The 21,012-nt window shown below is 38.1% G+C and carries 25 protein-coding genes, 2 pseudogenes and 1 riboswitch; of the genes and pseudogenes, 26 read left to right on the top strand and 1 reads right to left on the bottom strand.

Annotated features, from left to right (window positions below; translation table 11 throughout):
• Positions 1 to 8 precede the first annotated feature (8 nt).
• From BW721_RS09890 to BW721_RS09905, 4 genes are all read left to right on the top strand, one after another.
• Entirely contained in the window at positions 9 to 1,625 is a 1,617-nt protein-coding gene (locus BW721_RS09890) for an ABC transporter substrate-binding protein (protein WP_076768316.1), read from the top strand.
• A gap of 35 nt (positions 1,626 to 1,660) precedes the next feature.
• Entirely contained in the window at positions 1,661 to 3,148 is a 1,488-nt protein-coding gene (locus tag BW721_RS09895) for a glycoside hydrolase family 32 protein (RefSeq protein WP_076768317.1), read from the top strand.
• The gene (locus tag BW721_RS09900; protein WP_076768318.1) at positions 3,145 to 4,011 is read left to right on the top strand and encodes an ROK family protein; all 867 of its coding nucleotides are present in this window, start codon (positions 3,145 to 3,147) and stop codon (positions 4,009 to 4,011) included. Before BW721_RS09895 ends, BW721_RS09900 begins: the two co-directional genes overlap by 4 nt.
• Before the next feature lie 117 nt (positions 4,012 to 4,128).
• Positions 4,129 to 5,118 carry a LacI family DNA-binding transcriptional regulator gene (locus BW721_RS09905; RefSeq protein ID WP_076768319.1) on the top strand — a complete coding sequence of 330 codons (990 nt, stop codon included), beginning with the start codon at positions 4,129 to 4,131 and terminating at the stop codon, positions 5,116 to 5,118.
• 78 nt (positions 5,119 to 5,196) lie between these two features.
• Here the strand turns inward: BW721_RS09905 and BW721_RS12100 are convergent, their stop codons facing one another.
• Positions 5,197 to 5,337, bottom strand: coding sequence for a hypothetical protein (locus BW721_RS12100; RefSeq protein ID WP_232222915.1), 141 nt, complete (start codon positions 5,335 to 5,337; stop codon positions 5,197 to 5,199).
• 201 nt (positions 5,338 to 5,538) lie between these two features.
• Between BW721_RS12100 and BW721_RS09915 the strand changes: the two are divergent.
• The 22 genes and pseudogenes from BW721_RS09915 to BW721_RS10000 all read left to right on the top strand — a co-directional run.
• Positions 5,539 to 5,822, top strand: a pseudogene (locus tag BW721_RS09915) (hypothetical protein); the annotation flags it as partial.
• Positions 5,811 to 6,088, top strand: a pseudogene (locus tag BW721_RS12105) (transposase); the annotation flags it as partial. The pseudogenes BW721_RS09915 and BW721_RS12105, both read left to right, overlap by 12 nt.
• A gap of 231 nt (positions 6,089 to 6,319) precedes the next feature.
• Positions 6,320 to 6,423, top strand: a riboswitch (TPP riboswitch).
• Between the two features lie 43 nt (positions 6,424 to 6,466).
• Positions 6,467 to 7,099 carry a YkoF family thiamine/hydroxymethylpyrimidine-binding protein gene (locus BW721_RS09925; RefSeq protein WP_076768321.1) on the top strand — a complete coding sequence of 211 codons (633 nt, stop codon included), beginning with the start codon at positions 6,467 to 6,469 and terminating at the stop codon, positions 7,097 to 7,099.
• Positions 7,096 to 7,683 carry an ECF transporter S component gene (locus BW721_RS09930; RefSeq protein WP_076768322.1) on the top strand — a complete coding sequence of 196 codons (588 nt, stop codon included), beginning with the start codon at positions 7,096 to 7,098 and terminating at the stop codon, positions 7,681 to 7,683. The genes BW721_RS09925 and BW721_RS09930 overlap by 4 nt, the downstream gene beginning before the upstream one ends.
• Positions 7,667 to 9,172, top strand: coding sequence for an ABC transporter ATP-binding protein (locus tag BW721_RS09935; protein ID WP_076768323.1), 1,506 nt, complete (start codon positions 7,667 to 7,669; stop codon positions 9,170 to 9,172). The genes BW721_RS09930 and BW721_RS09935 overlap by 17 nt, the downstream gene beginning before the upstream one ends.
• A complete protein-coding gene (locus tag BW721_RS09940) occupies positions 9,156 to 9,878 on the top strand; it encodes an energy-coupling factor transporter transmembrane component T family protein (protein ID WP_076768324.1) in 723 nt (240 codons plus the stop codon). The genes BW721_RS09935 and BW721_RS09940 overlap by 17 nt, the downstream gene beginning before the upstream one ends.
• 372 nt (positions 9,879 to 10,250) lie before the next feature.
• Positions 10,251 to 11,048, top strand: a complete 798-nt coding sequence (gene yghU, locus BW721_RS09945; protein WP_076768325.1) for a glutathione-dependent disulfide-bond oxidoreductase — start codon at positions 10,251 to 10,253, stop codon at positions 11,046 to 11,048.
• A gap of 91 nt (positions 11,049 to 11,139) precedes the next feature.
• On the top strand, positions 11,140 to 11,469 hold the full coding sequence (locus BW721_RS09950; protein ID WP_076768326.1) for a four-helix bundle copper-binding protein: 330 nt from the start codon (positions 11,140 to 11,142) through the stop codon (positions 11,467 to 11,469).
• Positions 11,470 to 11,767: 298 nt separating this feature from the next.
• Complete coding sequence (locus tag BW721_RS09955; protein ID WP_076768327.1) at positions 11,768 to 12,337, top strand: TetR/AcrR family transcriptional regulator; 570 nt, start codon at positions 11,768 to 11,770, stop codon at positions 12,335 to 12,337.
• A 90-nt stretch (positions 12,338 to 12,427) separates the two neighbouring features.
• The gene (locus tag BW721_RS09960; RefSeq protein WP_076768328.1) at positions 12,428 to 13,555 is read left to right on the top strand and encodes an ABC transporter permease; all 1,128 of its coding nucleotides are present in this window, start codon (positions 12,428 to 12,430) and stop codon (positions 13,553 to 13,555) included.
• Between the two features lies 1 nt (position 13,556).
• Positions 13,557 to 14,234 carry an ABC transporter ATP-binding protein gene (locus tag BW721_RS09965; RefSeq protein WP_076768329.1) on the top strand — a complete coding sequence of 226 codons (678 nt, stop codon included), beginning with the start codon at positions 13,557 to 13,559 and terminating at the stop codon, positions 14,232 to 14,234.
• Between the two features lie 105 nt (positions 14,235 to 14,339).
• Positions 14,340 to 14,516, top strand: coding sequence for a molybdopterin-binding protein (locus BW721_RS12180; protein WP_083686858.1), 177 nt, complete (start codon positions 14,340 to 14,342; stop codon positions 14,514 to 14,516).
• A gap of 13 nt (positions 14,517 to 14,529) precedes the next feature.
• Positions 14,530 to 15,138, top strand: a complete 609-nt coding sequence (locus tag BW721_RS12185) for a molybdopterin-binding protein (protein ID WP_250637836.1) — start codon at positions 14,530 to 14,532, stop codon at positions 15,136 to 15,138.
• Positions 15,139 to 15,177: 39 nt separating this feature from the next.
• Positions 15,178 to 15,609, top strand: coding sequence for a CinA family protein (locus BW721_RS11665; protein ID WP_232222981.1), 432 nt, complete (start codon positions 15,178 to 15,180; stop codon positions 15,607 to 15,609).
• A 111-nt stretch (positions 15,610 to 15,720) separates the two neighbouring features.
• Positions 15,721 to 16,533, top strand: a complete 813-nt coding sequence (locus BW721_RS09975) for a DUF4839 domain-containing protein (protein WP_076768330.1) — start codon at positions 15,721 to 15,723, stop codon at positions 16,531 to 16,533.
• Positions 16,534 to 16,632: 99 nt separating this feature from the next.
• Complete coding sequence (locus BW721_RS09980) at positions 16,633 to 17,427, top strand: alpha/beta fold hydrolase (protein WP_076768331.1); 795 nt, start codon at positions 16,633 to 16,635, stop codon at positions 17,425 to 17,427.
• Between the two features lie 18 nt (positions 17,428 to 17,445).
• Positions 17,446 to 18,405, top strand: a complete 960-nt coding sequence (locus BW721_RS09985; RefSeq protein WP_076768332.1) for a sensor domain-containing diguanylate cyclase — start codon at positions 17,446 to 17,448, stop codon at positions 18,403 to 18,405.
• A gap of 174 nt (positions 18,406 to 18,579) precedes the next feature.
• A complete protein-coding gene (locus BW721_RS09990) occupies positions 18,580 to 18,963 on the top strand; it encodes an RNA polymerase sigma factor (protein WP_198031347.1) in 384 nt (127 codons plus the stop codon).
• 41 nt (positions 18,964 to 19,004) lie between these two features.
• The gene (locus BW721_RS11850; protein ID WP_156892237.1) at positions 19,005 to 19,178 is read left to right on the top strand and encodes a hypothetical protein; all 174 of its coding nucleotides are present in this window, start codon (positions 19,005 to 19,007) and stop codon (positions 19,176 to 19,178) included.
• Positions 19,179 to 19,186: 8 nt separating this feature from the next.
• Positions 19,187 to 19,666 carry a hypothetical protein gene (locus BW721_RS09995; protein ID WP_156892238.1) on the top strand — a complete coding sequence of 160 codons (480 nt, stop codon included), beginning with the start codon at positions 19,187 to 19,189 and terminating at the stop codon, positions 19,664 to 19,666.
• Positions 19,666 to 19,839: a DUF6054 family protein gene (locus BW721_RS11855; protein ID WP_232222982.1), complete on the top strand. Its 174-nt coding sequence runs from the start codon at positions 19,666 to 19,668 to the stop codon at positions 19,837 to 19,839. The genes BW721_RS09995 and BW721_RS11855 overlap by 1 nt, the downstream gene beginning before the upstream one ends.
• A gap of 162 nt (positions 19,840 to 20,001) precedes the next feature.
• The gene (locus BW721_RS10000) at positions 20,002 to 20,865 is read left to right on the top strand and encodes a DegV family protein (RefSeq protein ID WP_076768334.1); all 864 of its coding nucleotides are present in this window, start codon (positions 20,002 to 20,004) and stop codon (positions 20,863 to 20,865) included.
• The last annotated feature ends 147 nt before the right edge of the window (positions 20,866 to 21,012 follow it).

Below are 21,012 nucleotides of genomic sequence, written 5' to 3' on the forward strand. Positions count from 1 at the left end.
CACTCATTATGAAAAATAAAAAAATTGCCCCCTTTATTCTAAGTACCACTGCAATAACCTTGCTAGCAGCTTGTTCGGGAAATAAAAATAGTGCATCTTCTCCGGATTATGAATTAACGGATATCACCCTACCTTTGGAAGAAACCGTGACACTGAAAATGACGACTTCTAGTTCGCCGCTAGCACCTGCTGATCCGAATGAAAAATTGATTTTCCAGCGATTGGAAGAAGAATCAGGTGTTCATATTGATTGGAAAAACTATTCATCGGATTATGTAGAAAAACGAAACCTAGATATTTCTTCCGGTGATTTACCTGATGCGATGTGGAATGCAGGTGCAAGTGACTATGACTTGCTGTCTTGGGCAAAAGACGGGGTCATTATTCCGATTGAAGATTTGATTGAAAAACACATGCCGAATTTCAAAAAAGTTCTCGACGAAAATCCGGAGTATTTAGGAATGATTACGGCACCGGACGGGCACATTTATTCTTTGCCGTGGATTGAGGAATTAGGACAAGGGAAAGAATCGATTCATACAGTTAATGATATTCCTTGGATTAATGTAGAATGGTTGGATGCCTTAGGTTTGGAAATGCCACAAACAACAGACGAACTGATGACCGTGTTGGAAGCTTTCAAAACCCAAGATCCCAATGGGAACGGTGAAGCGGATGAAATCCCAATTTCGTTTATTTTTGACGGTGGAAACGAAGATATGAAGTTTTTATATGGTGCGTTTGGAATCGGTGACAACGATGACCATCTCGTAGTAAATGATGATGGTACAATTGATTTTACTGCGGATAACGAGGAATACAAAGAAGCTACGAAATACTTCAACGAATTATATAACAAAGGCTTAATTGATTCAGAAGTATTTGAGCATGATTGGAATGCCTATATTGCCAAAGGAAAGGAACAAAGATATGGGCTGTACTTCACCTGGGATAAAATGAATGTTTCTGGTGACAACGAATCCTATCAACCGCTTCCTGTACTAGAAGGACCTACTGGGATCAAGCATGTTACCCGTACCAACGGCTTTGGCTTTAGTAGAGACCGTTTCGTAATCACCAGTGCAAATAAGAATTTAGAACTAACGGCAAAATGGGTCGATCAAATGTATGAACCTATTCAATCCGTTCAAAATAACTGGGGAACCTACGGGGATGAAGAGTTGCAAAATATCTTCGAATTGGACGAAGAAAATCAAATGTTGAAACATTTACCGTTAGAGGGAACAGCGCCTGGAGAATTGCGTCAAAAAACTGAAGCGGGTGGCCCGTTAGCGATTTTGGATGAATACTATGGAACAGTTACAACTATGCCGGATGATGCAAAATGGCGTCTCGATATTTTCCATGACAACTATTTAGAATTTGTCAATAATGAAAACAACTATCCACGTGTGTTCTTGTCTCTGGAGAACGCAGACAGAATTGCTCAAATTGATGCCGATCTATTTCCGTTTGTGAATCGGAAAAGGGCAGAATGGATTACCAATGGAAAAATTGATGAAGAGTGGGACAGCTATATTGAAGAATTGGAACGTTTGGGATTGAGTGAATGGATGACCATCAAACAAGAGGCATACAATCAAAACCAAGCAACCAATGAGTAAGTAGTCCAGAAAACAGCAATGAAAGAGGGAATGAAATGGAACAAGGAACAAAACCGGTTTATACGCTAGCTGAAGCTAGAGAATTTATTGAGGCAAATCGAGAACGGGTGGATGGTACATACAGAAACCAGTACCATCTCATTCCGCCGGTTGGATGGATGAATGATCCAAATGGTTTCATCTATTATCAAGGAGAATACCATCTCTTTTATCAGTTCTATCCTTATGATTCTAAATGGGGTCCAATGCATTGGGGTCATGCCAAAACAAAAGATTTAATCCATTGGGAAGAACTGCCTACTGCCCTGGCTCCAGATGAACCATATGATCAGGATGGCTGTTTCTCAGGAAGTGCCATTGAAAAAGATGGAAAATTGTATTTGATGTATACCGGGCATCGCATCGAAAATGGGGTTGTATATCAAACACAATGTATTGCCGTGTCCGAAGATGGAATCAATTTCGAGAAATATGCAGCCAATCCGGTGATTGATGAAAAAAGAATGGGTGAATATGGGAATATCCATGATTTCCGGGATCCGAAGGTAATCAAAAAGGATGACAGCTACTATTCAATTATCGCCTCCAAAACAGAAGATGACCGTGGACTGATTCTCCTTTATCAATCCGATGATTTATATGAATGGAAATTTTTCTCTGTATTATTGGAAGGAACTCATGATCAAGGGGTAATGTGGGAATGTCCCGACTTATTCCATTTAAATGGGAAAGATGTCTTGATCATGTCACCGATTGAAATCAACCCTAGAGGAGTAGAATTCCATAATACAAGTTCTACGGTAGCTTTCATCGGCCAAATGGATTGGGAAACCGGTTCTTTTGCAGTAGAAAATGACCATGAAATTGATTTTGGTTTGGATTTCTATGCACCACAAACAACCAGAGACAGTGCTGGACGCCAGGTGATGATTGCTTGGATGCAAATGTGGGGGAGAACCTTGCCAACTGACTTATTGGGACATAAGTGGGCTGGATCCATGACACTTGCCAGAGAGCTGTGGGTGGAAAACAATCGCTTGTATCAAAAACCAATTTCAGATGTTTATCAATCACTAAAAATCATTGAAAAACAAACAAATCTTGTCATTGAAAATGAAGTGAGAAAATATCATTCTATCAGTACCAATAATCGTTACTATCAGTTAACGTTAGGTGTAAGCCAGGCCGATGCATTCCAGGTTTATTTAGCAAAAAATAAACTCGGGGGCCTCGTACTTGACTTTGACAAAGAAACCAATCAATTAACTTTCTCTCGAAAAGATTTTGGTCATCCAATCACAGGAAGTGAACCTAGCCAGTTAACAGAGCGGACAGTAATCCTGAATGGCAATAAGATAGAATTGGAAATATTTATGGACACGTCTTCTGTTGAAATCTTTGTTAACCAAGAAAAAACCATGACTTTTACTTTCTATGAAGAAACCCTTGAACCGAATTTATATATCGAGGCGAAAGGAATCCTGGAGGTACCGCTTTTGGAAATAGGATGTGTGCAAGTATGAAAGAATTATTTGGAAGTATCGAGGCGGGGGGAACAAAGTTTGTTCTGGCAATAGGCGATTCTGATTACAATATCGTCGAGCGGCTGTCTATTCCTACTCATACACCTGAAGAAACAATGCCCAATGTGATTGATTTTTTCAAGCAATATCAATTAAAGAGTATCGGCTTGGGATGTTTTGGACCTATTGATTTGAAAAAAACATCCCCCACTTATGGATACATTACGAATACTCCAAAAATTGCTTGGCAAATGTATAACATTGTAGGAAAATTAGAAGAAGCATTAAACGTTCCAGTTTTCTTCACGACGGATGTAAATGCGGCTTGTTATGGGGAGTATACAATCGGAAGTGCTCGGGATTTAGATAGTTGTGTTTATTTTACTGTGGGAACAGGGATAGGGGCGGGAGCGATCAATCAAGGCTCCTTTGTGGAAGGATTCAGCCATCCTGAAGTAGGTCATATGATTGTAAATAAGCATCCCCTTGATGACTATGAGGGGCACTGTCCCTATCATTCAAACTGTCTGGAAGGTTTTGCTTCGGGACCGGCCATTAAAGCCCGGCTTGGAAAAACAGGAGAAGAAACCAATGAGCAAGATCCGATTTGGGATATCATTTCATCCTATCTGGCTCAAGCCGCCTACAATACGACACTTTATTTCTCACCCCAAAAAATTATTTTTGGTGGTGGAGTAATGAAGCAACCTCACTTACTTGGAAAAGTAAAAAGTCAGTTTGAAGAATTGTTAAATGGCTATGTCTTAACTCCTGCAGTAGAGGACTATATTGTATTACCAGAATTAGAAGATAATCCAGGTACAATCGGTTGTCTTGCCTTAGCAAAAGAACAATATACATAAAATTAGAGATGTTCCCTTCAAGAGCGATGAATGACATTGCTTGAAGGGAACTTGGTTTATTTAGTCATTTAAATTATACTGAGACTTAAAGACAACGAAAAATGGGAGGTATCATAATTGAAAGCGACCATGAAAGATGTGGCTAAGCTAGCTGGTGTAGGTCTTGGTAGTGTTTCGCGGGTTATAAATAATGTGCCGGTTAAAGAAAGTACAGCTGCTAAAGTAAAAGCAGCCATTAAGGAATTAAATTATGAGGCAGACATCTATGCAAGAGGATTAAAAACGAATAAGACCTATACAGTTGCTTTGATCCTGCCTACTATATGGCATCCTTTTTTCGCAGAATTTGCGTACTACGTAGAAACGGAGCTCGAAGAAAGGAATTATAAATTATTACTGTGCAACTCGGATGGAAGACCAGAAAAAGAATACGAATACATTCAAATGGTCAGACAAAATAAAGTGGATGGTATTATAGGCATTACTTATTCCGATATTGACCAGTACATTTCTAGCAGCTTGCCTTTCGTTAGTATCGATCGTTATTTTACTGAAGATGTGATATATGTGACCACGGATAATGTGGAAGGGGGACGGTTGGCCGCTAGAGAACTGTTTAAAAGAGGCGCAAAACATGTGGCTTTTGTAGGTGGACATCAAGAGACTCCGAACGAAACGAAAAACCGAAGAAAGTGCTTCCAATTAGAAGCTGAAAGATTGGGATTGGAATGTGAAGTGCTAGATTTATTGGAACCGATTGAGGATTTACAGTCGGATATAGAGAAGTTTTTGCTCGAGTACCCCACAATAGATGGGATTTTTACAATCACCGATTTGGCTGCATTGGATGCCATACATGTCATCAATAAATTAGGGAAAAAAGTACCAGAAGACATTCAAGTAATTGGATTTGACGGTTTAAAGATGACAAAAGAAGCGCAATATGTTGTCTCCACAATCGCTCAGCCAGTTGAAGATATGGCCAGAACGGCAGTTTCCTTACTACTAAACGTTGTGGAAGGGAAAGAAGCGCCATCAAGAACGGTTCTTCCTGCTGCCTTTAAGGAAGGTGCAACTACGAAAAAATTAGAAAACAGAGAAGAGTGAAATCGAACAGATAGAAATGACTTGATTGCTAATTGATTAGTTATATGTGACTTTACTACAGCTATCTTACCTTTTATGCTAGTGATGACTCATCTTAATGTCTGTTGTTTCAATTCCTTCTTCAACAGTATTGTTATCTTCTTTGTTAATAGCGGGAACGATGTTCGTTATGGTAGATGGGTCTACTGAGATTAAGCAGTTATTTTCAGAATATATCATGATAAATAGGATTACAATAATTGGAAAGAGCCATCCTGAACCAGCTATGACAAAAATTAATAAGATTGATCAAACAGTTAAAGAGGAAGATGGTCTCAGATTTCCACCTGGAATTTTTATCCTTATCACGAATAATGATGAGGAGTTTTATTATGTTGTATTTCTACTAAAATAGAGCCCTTCATAATTACGAAAGGTTAAATGGTGGAAGAAATAACATGGTTACAAAAAAGGAATTCTATTTTGTTAACTGTTTCTAAAGAATGTGATGGGCCCACTGGTATTGAAGTAGAAGCTAAGCTTGTAGAGAATGAGATACTTTATGAGTTTGTAAAGCCTAAAAAAAGAGTTTTTTTGATTTTAGTGAAGATATTTTGGCTGATATTCTTTCAGAAGGTTATAGCAAACATGAGATATTAGAAGAGTTTAGAAATAGGAAAAATGTGTTAACTTCTGCATTTAGATCGATTGCTGAAGAGACTGTTCCTGCTTATAGGCGGACGAACGACACATTAGAGGAGACCATCATTCACTTCTTTTGAAAAGGTATGACCCGATCGAAAATCGTAGACTTGATTGAGAAAATGTATGGGCATCACTACACGCCCCAAATCATGTCCTATATAACAAAATTATTTACAGAAGATGCACGGCGTCTAACGGCCTTGAGCTTCATGACCGTTATGCTGTTATTTATATGGATGCAACGTATATTCCGTTAACGCGGAAAACTGTCGCCAAGGAAGCCATCCTCTCGAATGAAAATGTGCTTACTTTCTGGGATTTCCCCGTAGCCATAAGGGTTTCCAATAGGCCGAACGCGAGCTGGAAACATACGGAGCGGACTGTTGGAAGGTTAAAATAAATTTGCGAAAAGGAAGGGTCATTTTCACAAAGTTATTAACGCTCCCTTAAACAAATAAAAATCTTTATTTGCTATCGATTTTCTTTTCAAGTATACTGAACTCACAAAACTGAATAGTCATTTAATCCGGAGAGCCTTTTAAAGGAGGCTGAGAGTGCTAGAAGCAGATTCGTGAACCTGATCAACTTTATCGTTGCGTAGGAAGATTATAATTTTTTACTACACTCTTTTTCTGGATTATTGACTGGAAAAGGAGTTTTTATTTTGTCAAAAAAAGAATATGTCTCATACGGCAGTTGCGCAGTAGGTGTTCCTGGTTCAAAAGAAGGAATTGCCGGAATTAGATTCAATTTAGCACCGATGTCTGATAACTTTGTCGACATTATCCTCTCTTCACTTGAAAATGTAGACACTTCTATGGTGTGGAGTGAAACTGATCCCACTTCAACGGTTTACCGCGGTAGAGAATCGGCTGTATTTGACGGCGTTCGAGCGGTATTTTCTCAAGCATATCATGATGATATACATATGAGTCTTCATATGACTATCTCGAAAGGTTGCCCGGGAGATCACGATGCAGACTACACACTCGATTATGATGATAGACGGATCAATGACCGTAACAGCCGGAAAATAACCTTCCCCGTTGTCGGTAAATTTTCACTGTATCCAATGGGCACTGATAACTATATGTCACTTATTGAAGAGGTTGTTAATAATGGGATTGACCGAGGTGTTTATGCTGGAAGTGGCCATTACACGACTTACTTAAAAGGTGATGTACATGATGTCTTTGATTATTTAGAATATGTTGCAGAAAGAACTGGCAAAGATGTTAGCCATTATATCATAGAAGCTTCTTTACTCTGTAACTTACCGGAGGGTGAATCATTATGAATAAAGAACCATTAAAATTAAGAGACTTTATTTTTATGGGATTAATCTCTGTCGCATTTGGAATTGTTTATTTAATTGCATTATATTTAGGAGCTGTCTTAACAACTGCCCTTACTCCAGCAGGTATTGGTATTTTAGGATATGAACCTTTTTATGGTATATGGTTTATGGCACCTGTTGTTGCTCTTTACATTCTTAGACGGCCAAGCGTTGGTATTATTACTGAAATATTTGCCGCTGTTATCGAAGTTGTTTTAGGAAATGTTTTTGGTCCAATTGTTATAGTCAGTGCCTTTATTCAAGGTGTAGGTGTTGAATTGCCGTATATGTTTACCAAGTATCGTCGCTATAACATGAGAAATTCAATGGTAGGTGCCGTCTTGGCTACCATTTTCAGTTTTATCTGGACTGCATTCAGAAACGATTATGCTTCACTTGAATTGTCTATTGTCATAGCTATCTTTGTTATTCGTTTAATAAGTTCACTTATTTTTACTGGATTTATTGCACATAAACTTTGTATTGCTTTAGACAACACTGGATTATTAAAATCTTATGGTGTCAGTCATGAAAAAGGGAACTAATCACGGACTTGTTGTTGAACACTTAGAATTCAATCTAGAAAATAGCGTACACTTTTCGGATATAAGTTTTTCAATCAATCCTGGAGAAATTGTGCTTCTAGCGGGTGCAAGCGGATCAGGAAAAAGTACACTAGCAGGTGTTCTAACAGGATATTATCCTGAAAGTGGTGGCACATTAAAATCCGGCACAATTTCTGTTTCTGGACAAGACCTATTATCTATGGACAATCAGGAATCTATGAGGTATATATCTGCATCATTTCAGAATGCCCGACTAGCATTTGCTATGGAAAATCTCTATCAAGAATTAATTTTTTGCTTAGAGAACAAAGGTTTTGATCCTTTATTAATGGATGAAATGGTTAAAGAACACGCAAAGAAAACAGGTGTTACCGAATTGCTTGAACGTTCTTTTGATGTCATGTCTGGCGGAGAATTACAGCGAGCAAACTTTTCATGTTTGGAAATCATTGATCCACTCGTCTATATATTAGATGAACCATTTTCTAACTTGGATGATCAAAAAGCAAACGAACTTCAAGAAACAATTTTAGAACTAAAAAAACAAAATAAAATCATTCTAGTCATCGATCACCGTCTTGATAGGTGGAAATTTGTTGACCGAATGATGGTATTAAGTCGAGTGGGGCAACTTCTAGAGACAAACATCTCACTTGATCCACTTTCTACTAACGATCATCTCCTTCTTGAACAAGAAGGGTTATTATCAGAACTAGAAAAACCTCTGCAACAAGCAGACGTATCAAATAACTTGGAGCCGATTTTTCAAATTGAAAATATGACGATTGAACTAGGAGAATATAAAACAAAATGGCTGAAAAAAACGTGGCATACTGACCGTATTTTATTAAAAAACGGCAACATGCACATTTATCCTGGAGAATTGATTGCGTTAGAAGGAAAAAGTGGGTCCGGTAAATCAACTATTTTTCAGACGATTCTGGGGGAATATCCTTTTGACGGGACTATGCATATGAAAGATTTAAAGTTTAATTCTAAGAATAGGAAAGGTTGGCTTTCTCAAATTGGACTTATTTTTCAAGATCCTTCTCTTCAATTTTTAACAACTTCATGTTTTGATGAATTGAATATTGGCGTGCAAGCTGTTTATCCTGAAAAGACTGAAGAAGAAACTAAAAAATTAATCACTAATCTCTTGAAGCGACATAACTTAGAAGATCAAGCTTCTACTTCACCATGGCTTTTGAGTCAGGGTCAACAACGCCGATTGGCAGTGCTTTGTATGTTAATTAAAGGGCAGAGACTGCTACTAGTTGATGAACCAACCTATGGTCAAGATAAACAAAATGCACTTGAAATAATGAATAATTTAAATGAACTTAGGCAAGATGGAACGTCCATCATCTTCACCAGTCACGATCATGACTTAGTAAAGCACTATGCTGACCGTGGTTATGTACTAGAAAATCAAGAGTTAATTGAGGTGTCCTATGATCGATCGCATTAACCCATTTATAAAACTAGTCACTGTTTTAGTCACCAGTTTACTCTTAATGTTCTCACCAGACTGGCGCCTCAATACGTTTATAAGTGTGATTGTTCTCTTACTTCTATTTACGAGTAAAAGAGTTCAATTAAGACAAGCATTAAAAATCATTCTTCCAGCTCTGATCCTATCTTGCTCTTTCTTCATTACCGGATGGAAGTTTAGTCATACTGGCGGCGTTGACCTTAGTCTATCCGTACAATCAACACGTTATGTTTTGGAAGATGCTGCATTTTTAAATGGGCTACAGTTAGGGACACGTATCTTTTCTTTCGCAGTACTTGGTTTATTAACAGCATTAACTATCTATCCAAATGAGTTAATTGCTAGTATGGTTCAGCAAGGAAAGTTATCGAACAGTCTATCTTATGGTGTTCTGGCATCTGTTTATCTCATCCCTTCAATGAGTAAAAATTATTCACAAGCAAAACTAGCTTATCAAGTTAGGCAGATTAAATTGAAAAAATTTGATTATAGACCGCTGGTTGGACTCCTCATTAGGTCCATACGTTGGTCTGATGCATTGGCAATGGCCATGCATGCAAAAGGATTTTCTGAAGAACGAACCCATTATATTCAAACGAAAGTGAAAGGGTCAGATGTTGTTTTTCTCATTAGCCTTCCGCTCATCACCTTAAGTGGATTGGTGTACCTCAAGCTTCTATAAGTCCATTAAATAATATCTTCCTTCGTATCCTAGTTGGTTATTCACTATTTGACGTTGGTGGACCCTATAAAAGTCAAAGCGAGATTTCATTTTTCGCTTTGACTTTTTCATTTTCAAACCATCGATTTCAGGATGATCTTTTAAGGATTTTCCTACTTCAGAGATTAAATCGCTAATCGATTCATGTAAATCGGTGTTCGGAATCGGTTTAGATACGCAGAAATTTTGGAAGCATTGATGTTTTGGTGTAAAAGGTTGTTTTGGCTTTCAACGTTCATAATATTACTTTATAATCCTTCAATTAAAGAAATCAATAGCGCCTTTTGTTAGAAACGGGTATGATAGAACTAACAAAATGTAAGGAGTGGTTAGATGACAACTTATCAAGTACCAGATGTATGGAAGTGGGAAGACGAGACAGATAGTTTAAGTGGCAACCGTCCGGATTCAGGCAGCCGTTTTGACCAAACGTTACCAGTCGGAGAAGCACCTTTTCAATTGTACTCATTGGGAACGCCGAATGGGATTAAAGTAACGATTATGTTTGAAGAATTGAAGGAACTAGGTGTGACGGAAGCCGACTACGATGTCTATTTAATCAATATCGGAAAAGGAGACCAGTTTGGCTCTGATTTTGTGGCCATCAACCCTAACTCTAAAATTCCAGCCCTAGTTAATCAAAGTCAACAACCGCGTGTCGAGATTTTTGAATCGGGCTCGATTTTACTGTACTTGGCAGAAAAGTTTGGCAAACTGATTCCATCTGATAGTCACGGCCGAACAGAAGTCTTGAACTGGTTGTTCTGGCAAATTGGTGCTGGCCCTTATGTGGGCGGCGGTTTTGGTCATTTCTTTGCCTATGCGCCTGAAAAACTAAAATACCCTATCGATCGCTTCACTATGGAAACGAAACGTCAGTTAGATTTGTTAGATAAAACGCTAGCAAACCGTGATTATATTGCAGGTGATAGCTATACGATTGCTGACATTGCCATTTGGTCTTGGTATGGTCGTTTGGCACAAGGGAAATTATATGATGGATCAGCTCAATTCCTAGACGTGGACTCTTATAAGAATCTGGTTGAGTGGGCAAACAGTATTGCTGACCGCCCAGCTGTTCAAAGAGGGTTAGAAGTGACATATCAATCGCTTGAGGATGAATCGGTCTAAGCACAAACCGGTCTGTTGTTCGTATCATTTGCTATTTGTTTAGTCGAGGCGTAGTATAAAGCTAGAGACAAAAACAAAGGAGCGATTGATAATGAATAAGGCAGTTGAAGGTTTAGTGAGTCAAGTGTTGGCATGTCAAAAAGCTTGTCAGATTTGTTTTGATGCGTGTTTGAAGGAAGATCATGTGGCGATGATGGCTGAGTGTATTCGGACGGACCGTGAATGTGCAGATATATGTGGGCTCGTTGTCGATTTTGCTTATAGAGAAAGTAATCTATTTTCTGACTTAGTCGCCGTTTGCGCGCGTGCCTGTGAGGTTTGTGCAACGGAATGTGAGCAACATGACCACGACCATTGTCAACAGTGTGCCAAAGCCTGCCGCGAATGCGAAGCAGCTTGCAAGGCGTTTTTAGCGGCTTAGTAAATTAAAATAGAACTAAGAGGAGGCTGGGATAAAATCCTAGTCTCTTCTTAGTTTTGCCTACTTACAGTGCAAACTCACTACAAAAGGTAGACCTAACGTGTACTGTGTCATTATTATTGTTGGTTTAGCAACTTACAATGATGAGATATTCGGGCAAAAACTCATAGATCGCCCTCATTACTCGGGTGGTCTAACAATTAGCAGATAAAAGTCCTTTTCCCAGCTTCCTTTTGACAGGTGTTGGAAAAAAGGTGGTATACTGAACCTACAACATGAAAAAGGAGTAAGAAGCGTAGTGGCAAGAAAAAAAAAATTTAACCAAAGAGAACTTTATGAAGCTACAGAACAGTTGATGTTGGAAATAGGGTATGATCGATTCTCTTTCCAGCTATTGGCCGACAAACTTCACGTTACTCGGACAGCTCTATATAAATATTATAAAAATAAAGACGATCTATTAAAAGCCTATCTCAATAATAGTTTAAAAGAGGTCTTAGAACGACTAGACAACATCGATTGGTCGATGAATTATAATGATAAACTTCAATTATTAATGGATATAGTCTTTGACTATGCAGACACACATAAAATATCCAGTATGGTTCCTAACCAGATGTGGACGAAAGAAAATGAAATGGACTCTTCTATTCAACAGTCTAAAGCTTTTCACATTCAATTCTTCAGTTTTATCCAACAACTAATTGAAGAGGGTCAACATAAAGGTGTCTTGAAAAAGGATATTCCTCCGGAAATTATTATAGAAACAATCTTTCATAGTATCAACTTACCCAATCGTGCAGGGCTACCTCTCGATAAAAGAGCTTTTTATATAAAAAGAATGTTGTTCGAAGGTATTTTAGTCTGAATTCAGTTTCATAATTAGTGACACACATGTCACTTTGGTGTATACTAAACCTTACTTTCATAAATAATATAAATAGAAAGAGGGAGAAGAATGTTTTTAGCAAGGAAAGAACTTTGGTTTTCGAAACGACGATTCCTATTGATTGGTATCATTGTTGTTTTTATAACTTGGCTTGTATTTATGTTATCTGGATTGGGAAATGGATTATCAGACTTAGGGACTGCAGTAATTCGTTACTCAAATATGGATTTTGCAATATTTCAAGAAGATTCAGAATTCGCATTAGGGAAGTCAATTCTATCTCAGGAAACGGTAGCGCAAGTTGAACAAGTGGAGGGTGTTGACGAAGCAGCAGGCATTATCACATCTGCTGGGGCTATTTTATTAGGTGATGCAAAAGGTGATGAATCAGGTAAAAAGACTTCTGTCATGTTTGTTGGGATCGAACCTGCTAGTTTTTTAGAGCCAAAGGTTATTCTAGGGGAGTCATTGAATTCGAATAACCCAAACACAATATTAGTAGATGAAAGTCTAAAATTAGAAGGCTTTTCTTTAGGCGATTCAGTTATATTAAGTGGTGTGGGGACGGAATTTGAAATAGGTGGGTTTGTCCAAAATCAAAAATTAAATCATATGCCAGCAGTTTATGCTCCACTAGATACAGTTCAAGCATTTAAATATCTTGTTCCTGGGTCAAATCAAGGTATTGACAATCCTATAAATGCTATTTTTTTAAAAGGATCCGATAAAGTCGAAAATCGCATATCACAACAGATTTCTGGTGTTGAGATTGCTAATAAAAAGCAAACATTAAATGGCGTACCGGGTTACAAAGCAGAGAGCGGAACGATTAACTTGATGCTATGGTTACTTATCTTAATTTCAGCATTTATTATAGCTGTTTTTTTCTACGTCTTAACAAATCAAAAGACCCATCAATTTGGCGTGATGAAGGCCATTGGAGCAAGTAATGGTTTTGTAATTAGAAGCGTGGTGTCTCAAGTGTTCTTATTGGTCTCCATCAGTATTGTGATTGGTATAGGACTAACTTATCTCACAGAAGCTTTTTTACCAGAAAGTATGCCGTTTAATTTATTAGATGAGATGGTTGTAGTGTATAGCGTTGTTATTTTGCTGACCAGCTTGTTTGGTTCGCTATTTTCAGTGAGAGGTATTGTTAAAATTGATCCAGTTACGGCTCTAGGGAGGTTAGAATAAAATGAGTGGTATTATATTAAAGAATGTAAGCAAAGTTTATCGCGAAGGTGATTTTTCAACGCTTGCTTTAGATAATGTATCATTGAAAGTTGAGAGTGGGGAATTTGTCGCAATCATCGGGCCCTCCGGATCTGGAAAAAGTACGTTCCTCTCCATTGCAGGAGCATTGCTAAAGGCATCGGAAGGTGAAGTTATTATTGGCGATACATCAACTTCTGCATTGTCAGAAAAGAAACTATCAAAGATGAGACTCTCAAATATTGGCTTTATTTTACAAACATCCAATTTACTGCCGTATCTAACTGTTTTAGATCAATTACTAGTAGTGAAAAAAATGAATGGATCAATCAAAGCAGAAGATCGTGAATTTGCTAAAGAATTATTGGAAGAAATTGGACTAGGAGAAAAGCTAAATAACTATCCTTATCAATTATCTGGAGGGGAACGCCAAAGGACAGCGATTGCTCGTGCTTTCATGAATGATCCGAGTATTATTCTAGCAGATGAACCGACTGCAAGTTTAGATTCTAAGCGTGCTCATGATGTTGTTTCACTTATTTCTAAACAAGTAAAGACACGTCAAAAAGCAGCAATTATGGTAACCCACGATGAAAGAATGTTAACGTATTGTGATCAAGTCTATAGAATTGAAGACGGTATTTTAAAAAAAAATAACTAAGAGACAAAAAGATATCAGGGGCAGCTTTCCCTGTTATCTTTTTGCCTAAATGGATAGTTATGATAAACTCACTTTAAGAATAAACTGTATCAAGGAGATAGCACGATGAAAGCTGAACTCATTTCTGTAAGCTCAAGTTTGCTAACTGGCGTTTCTGTGAATGATAATGCGGCATTTTTAGCACGGGAATTGTCAGCAATGGGTGTGTCACTGACGCAAGTAGTTATGATTCATGACGACAGCGAAAAGTTAAAGGCAGCTGTTAAAAACAGCAGAAGCTGAAGCAGAACTGATCATTTTAACGGGTGGTCTAGGTCCGGATGACAATGATATTGTGAAAACGGCAATGTCTGACTATTTGAACAAGCCGCTTGTTCTTGATGAAGCGACTCAGAACCGTATTATTACCTATCATAAAAATTCAGATCTCGTTATGTCCGAAAACAACCAACTACAAGCCTTAACCTTGTTGGATTCTATCCCACTTGAAAATGTGACTGGTCTTGCGTTAGGAATGTTTTACCAAAGTGACAGTCATGCTTACTTACTCTTGCCGGGCCCAACCGATGAACTGGCTCCCATGTTTAACCAACATGCCAAACCCTTACTGATTGAAAAACGATTAAAGAATCACCATTTTAGCCATCACGTGATTCGTCTTTTTGGTTTAACAATGGCACAGGCACAACATGATTTAGGAGACTTATTCAGTCAACAAGATGATGGTTTTATTCAACTATATGCTGATGGCTTAGAAATTGAAGTTCATCTGGCCACCCATCACAAAGAAAAGAAGAAAGCTAATCAACAACTTGAATCACTTAAAGATGAGGTCACTGATCGTTTAGCTGACTATATCATCGGTCACGGCAAGACGGATTTGCCCAATCTGGTTCGTGAATGATTAATTGATCAAAACAAACAAATTACGGGGGCAGAAAGTCTGACTGGAGGAGCTTTCTTAAGCAGGCTATCGAGTTTGTTTGAAGCCGGGTCTATTTTTGAAGGTGGGATAGTGACCTATAGCAGTCGTGTGAAAAATGAGTTGTTAGGCGTCAGCAAGCAAACCATTAAAAAGTATGGAGTTGTGAGCGCGGAGTGTGCGTTTGAGATGGCGGAAAAGGCACTAACCAAGTTTGATGCGGATATAGCCGTTTCCTTAACGGGTGCTGCTGGACCGAGTTCGTTAGAAGGTGAAATTCCCGGAACAGTCTGGATTGGCATCGCTCAAAAAAATAAAAAAACCTTCGCTAAAATTTTTCATTTCGGCTATAAGCGAAATCTCAACCGAGACTATTCGGTTTGGAGTGCGTTTAATTTGGTTCGTCAAGTCTTGTTAGAGGAAGAAATAGCTGATATTGTTTATAAATCGTAAAATAATCCGCTTTCTGTTGTGTGCAGAGAGCGGATTATTTTTCTATTTTATTAATGCGTAATATGTGATAATTAAGTAAATTTAGAATTGTAGGTTGAGGAGTGAGTAAGAATGAAAAGAGTGTTAGTTTTAATAGGAACGCTATTTTTTCTAATTGGTTGTGAAGAAAAGATTGATGATGGCAAAATAAATTCGCCATATTCTTCGGATATAGATGACGCCATTTATAAAGATGTAGTAGCTGACTTTGAAAATGCCGGATTTACAAATGTAAAAACTAAAAAAATAGAAGACTTAGTATTTGGATGGCTGACTGAAGACGGTGAAGTAGAAGAAATCACAATTGATGGAGAGACTTCTTTTTCTACTAGCAGTCGTTTTGAATCAGATGTAGAAATTATAGTTTTTTATCATACATTTCAAGAAACCGATAAAGATATTACTCAAGATACAGAAACTGATGAGAGTGAAAATATAGACGAGGAAAAAGGAGAAGATGATACAAGTAAGATTGAAGAATCTATTGATTCTACAAAAGATGAAGTTATTACAGTAGAAAACAATGAAGAGTTTGCTAATGTATTAGGGAAGAAATCAGCAGATGAGCAAACAAGTGAATTTGCGGAGAAATATAAAGGTAGAACAATCGCCTTTGATGCAAACATCGCCTATATGAATAATCATGGTAGCTATACAACAAGATATGATTTATTAATTTATACTGGAGATTACAGTGAAACAGAAGTATATGGTCCAAATTTTCAGATAAGAGATGTTAACATCTCTAACCTTAACCTCACAGGTGAAAATATACCTGATACAATTGGAATGGGAGATCATATTTATTTGACAGCAAAAATTATTGAATGGGATGAAGAAAGACAGCTATTCCGTTTAGAACCAGTATCAACTGAGTTTAGATAAGTACATTTAACTGGCAGTATAAAATCCTTGTGAAAATTTCAGCAAAATCTCATTGATTTAGATTATAATAGATAAAATGATAGGTATAGGAGGATTGGTATGGTAGATGTGTTGAATCGTAATCACGTGACGATAAAAGGAGAAGGCGAGCAAGTTATGATGTTGGCGCATGGCTTTGGCTGTGAACAAAGTATGTGGCGCTATATCTCGCCAGCATTTGAGAAGGATTACAAGCTAGTTTTGTTTGATTATACAGGGTCTGGTTCATCAGATATTTCAGCTTATGATGCCGTGAAATATAATCGTTTAGAAGGCTATGTAGAAGATGTTTTAGATATTATTAGCAGTCTAAACTTAGAAAATATTATTTTTGTAGGTCATTCAATTAGCTCGATGATTGGCTTGTTGGCATCGATTAAACGACCAGATGTCTTTAAAAAGTTAATTATGATTGGACCATCACCCTGTTATTTAAATAGTGAAGGTTATCACGGTGGTTTCGATAAATCGGATATCCATGATCTACTCGAGTTAATGGAAATGAACTTCGAGGGTTGGGCCAGTTACATGGCACCAATGGCAATGGATCAACCAAAAGATACGCCGAAAGTATCTGATTTGGAAAATATGTTTGTCTCTAATAATCCTAAAATCGCTCGTCAGTTTGCGGAAGTGACTTTTTTCTCTGACTACCGCCATGTGTTAGCCGATGTAACGGTAGATAGTTTAATTTTGCAGTGCGCTCATGACAGCATTGTTCCTTTTGAGGTAGCAGAATACTTAAATAACCATTTGGCCAACAACCAGCTGCAAGTGATGGATGCTAAAGGGCATTACCCCCACATTAGCCAACCTGAAGAAACAATCGAAGCGATTAAAGCTTATTTAGGTTAAGGAGGTAGAAGAAAGAGCATGGACGAACGATTAAGAAACGCACCATGTAGTTTTTTATCCCTTGATCACGAAGGCTATATTTTAGAGGTGAACCATACCTTTCTAATTGACATGGGCTATGAGCAAACAGAAATAATGGGGCAGCACATTGAATATATTAGCCCGCTAGCAGTGAAGATGATGTTTCATTCTTACTTTTATCCTAATATTACGCTCTATGGGCACGTAAAAGAGCTTTTTATTAAGTTAAAAAAGAAAAATGGAGACGATATTCCCTTTATGCTAAGCGCCCGCCGTTTCCCACATGAAGCTAATTACCGCATTGATATGGTTTTACTGCCCATGCACAAGCGGATGGAATACGAAACAGAGCTACGAAAGACAAAATCTCTGGTGGAACAGACACTAGTTGATTTGGAAAAAATAAACCGGGAAATCCAGCAAAAGCAAGAAACGTTAGAAATGATTAACGATGAATTAGTTAAAGTTTCAAACACCGACCACCTAACGGGTTTAACTAACCGCAAATATTTGCATGAGTGTTTGAAGGATGTTATTTTGCGATTTTGGGAAAATGGAGACGTGTTTTCTCTGTTAATTATTGATATTGATCACTTTAAGCAAGTTAACGATTGCTTTGGACATCCTATGGGTGACCGCGTTCTAGTGAAGGTGGCAGATACTCTGAGAGCTTGTGCCTCAGAAGAGGCAATTGTGACTCGCTATGGCGGAGAAGAGTTTGTGGTGCTTCTGCCAGCAAGTTTGGAAGAAGAGGCAATCGCTTTGGCTGAACGTATGAAGCTAGCAGTTGCTGAAACAGAGTGGGAAGTCATTAAGTCATTAACGATTAGTATCGGCGTTGCGACCTTTACGAACAGAGATGATCATAGCACCATCATTGAAAAGGCAGACCAAGCCCTTTATTTCTCCAAAAAGAATGGTCGGAATCGTACAACGCATTTTAATCATATTTTTTAACGAGTGAAGCTAGAGTCTGGGTTATCCTAGGCTCTTTTTTGTAAAAAATATAAATAATGTCGACACTTAGGTACTCTCGATTGTATTAATAGTGTAGGGAGGAGGTTGCTCATGTCGAAAAGACAGTCACGTACATAAGATGAAGTGATGGTCATTTACGAGAAGTATAAGTTAATGCTGTATCGGATATGCTTTACTTACTTGAAAAATGTCTCTGATACAGAGGATTGCGTCCAAGATACCTTTGTTCAATTGATAAGAAAAGAGCCTTATTTTGACAATGCCGACCATGAAAAGGCTTGGCTGATTCGTGTTGCATCCAATATCTTTAAAAATAAATTGAAGCATTGGTGGTTTAGTAAGAAAAATAATAGTCAAGATGATCAGTTAATGGGGAGTCATCAGTTAGATGTTGACGAAACATTGATGGCAATCATGACCTTACCTGAAAAGTATAAGGTCGTTGTCTATCTTTATTACTACGAGCGTTATAATAGTATCGAACTATCAAAAATGCTTAACAAACCGCCATCAACTGTCCGTCACTATATTCATTAAGCACGCCTCATACTTCGGGAAAAATTAGGTGGTGAACCGCAATGAGCGAAAGAAAAATAGAAAAGGGTATCTTGCAGAAAAAGAAACAGCAAAGTCATCTCCTTCTCATTCCTAGTGCACTTGCTTTAGGGATAGTAGCGATATTCGTGCTAGCATATTTTGACAAATCTCCGACGCAACAAATGCAACAACCAATAGAAGAAACACAGGAGTGACAGACCATTTGCTGACATTTACACTGGAAAAGTCCGATTCTTCGATTTCGATTAGTTATTCCGATTCGCCGGCAGGCAATCAAACGGAAGCCAATCTGCTTTACCTTTCAGAGGAAGAGTTGCTAGCAGAAGAGTGGAATGATCTTCCCGTTATGGCATTTTACGGAGAAGTGGTCGCTGTTCATAATCTAGAAGCGCAATTTAACAGCCAAATTGATTATTTTTCAGTTATCGAATTTAAGATAATGGGAGATTTGCGGACTGATAAAAAGCAAGGCGAGATTATTAGCGTAAGGGTGCTGGGACATATTACTGAAGGCGGCGGCACGAACACGATCATGGATACAGCGGGTTTTCTTCATGTGGGCAAAGAAGCAGTGATTATGCCGATTCAATATGACGAAACATCTCTTTATGAATCAGATGGTCAAGTTTTGTTTTTGAAGGAAGTCGCTGCTGGGTTCGAGTTTATGAACGCTACAGTCTAATCGGTGGCAACCGTGTGAGTTTGAGTTTAAGCTTTTTCGAGCTAGGCGATGTTATTAAGCTGAGCGCCGTTGCATCGGGCGGCAGTCAAGCGCTCTTCTACAAGTTTAATGCGTTTGGCGAAGAAGCTTTTTTAAATATTATTAAAAAAGTTATTTCAAAATATGAAGTATAACAGATAGGTTTGCTAGAAATTGTTTCTTGTGAGCCTTCTTTGTGCTTGTCAGACTAGTTTGTCTTCTCTATAATGAGTGTTGGGCTTGAAAGGGCTTTAATATCTATAGTCAGACTAGCAATCTCTGAATGAGGCAAGTTGACTAATCATGAGGAGATTGAAATGATTAAAATTATGGCAGACTCTACGTGCGACTTGTCGTCAGAAATTGTAGAGCATTACAATATCGGGATTGCCCCGCTGAAAATAAACATTGGAGAGGACTCTTATCGAGATAAAATTGATCTCTCCGCAGATAAGTTTTTTGAACGGTTGCCTGGATTGAAGGAACTTCCAACGACATCGATGCCAAGTCCAGAAGAGTATCTGGCAATTATCGATGAAGCAATTGAGCAAGGTTACACTGAATTTTTATGCATCTGTATGTCGAGCGGCACGAGTGGCTCTTACCAGTCAGCTGTTTTAGCGAAAGAGTTATTTTATGACTTGTACCCGCAGTCACCCATTAAAATTCATATTGTCGATTCCTTATCCATGAGCCATGGCAGTGGCTGGCTTATCTTAAAATCAGCGCAGCTGTTAGAATCGGGTTACTCGTTTGAAGCGTTGATTGACTTTAATGAATCGCACAAAAAACAAGTCAAGCATTTCTTGTGTGTAGAGGACTTGAAAAACTTAATTAAGAGCGGCCGAATTTCAAATACCGGCGCATTTGTGGGGAGCTTATTGCGCGTTAAACCTATTATGTCGATGAAGCAAGGAAAAGGCGCTATTGTTGCTAAAGTAAGAGGAACGAATAAAGCACTGAAATATTACGTGGATGAATTCGTGAAACGTAAGCATGATGGCTTAACCAATTTCGTCATTGTTGGCTATTCATCAAGCATTGATATCGCTCATCAATTAAAAGAACGTATTGAAACGCAAACGGACTTCAAAGGCATCATTCATTTGATGCAAATGGGTGCAGTTGTCGGCACACACGTCGGTCTAAACGGCGTATCACTATTTTTTATGGAAAAATAATCATTAAAAAGAGGTTCAAGACTGAAAAGAGTCTTGAACCTCTTAATTTAGTAATAATCCAGAGGTTCGGTGTCGAAAAGAGTCTTGAACCTCTTAATTTAGTAATAATTCAGAGGTTCAGTGTCGAAAAGAGTCTTGAACCTCTTA

Origin of the sequence: Jeotgalibaca sp. PTS2502 (assembly GCF_001975685.1) — a bacterium.
Classification (GTDB): domain Bacteria; phylum Bacillota; class Bacilli; order Lactobacillales; family Aerococcaceae; genus Jeotgalibaca; species Jeotgalibaca arthritidis.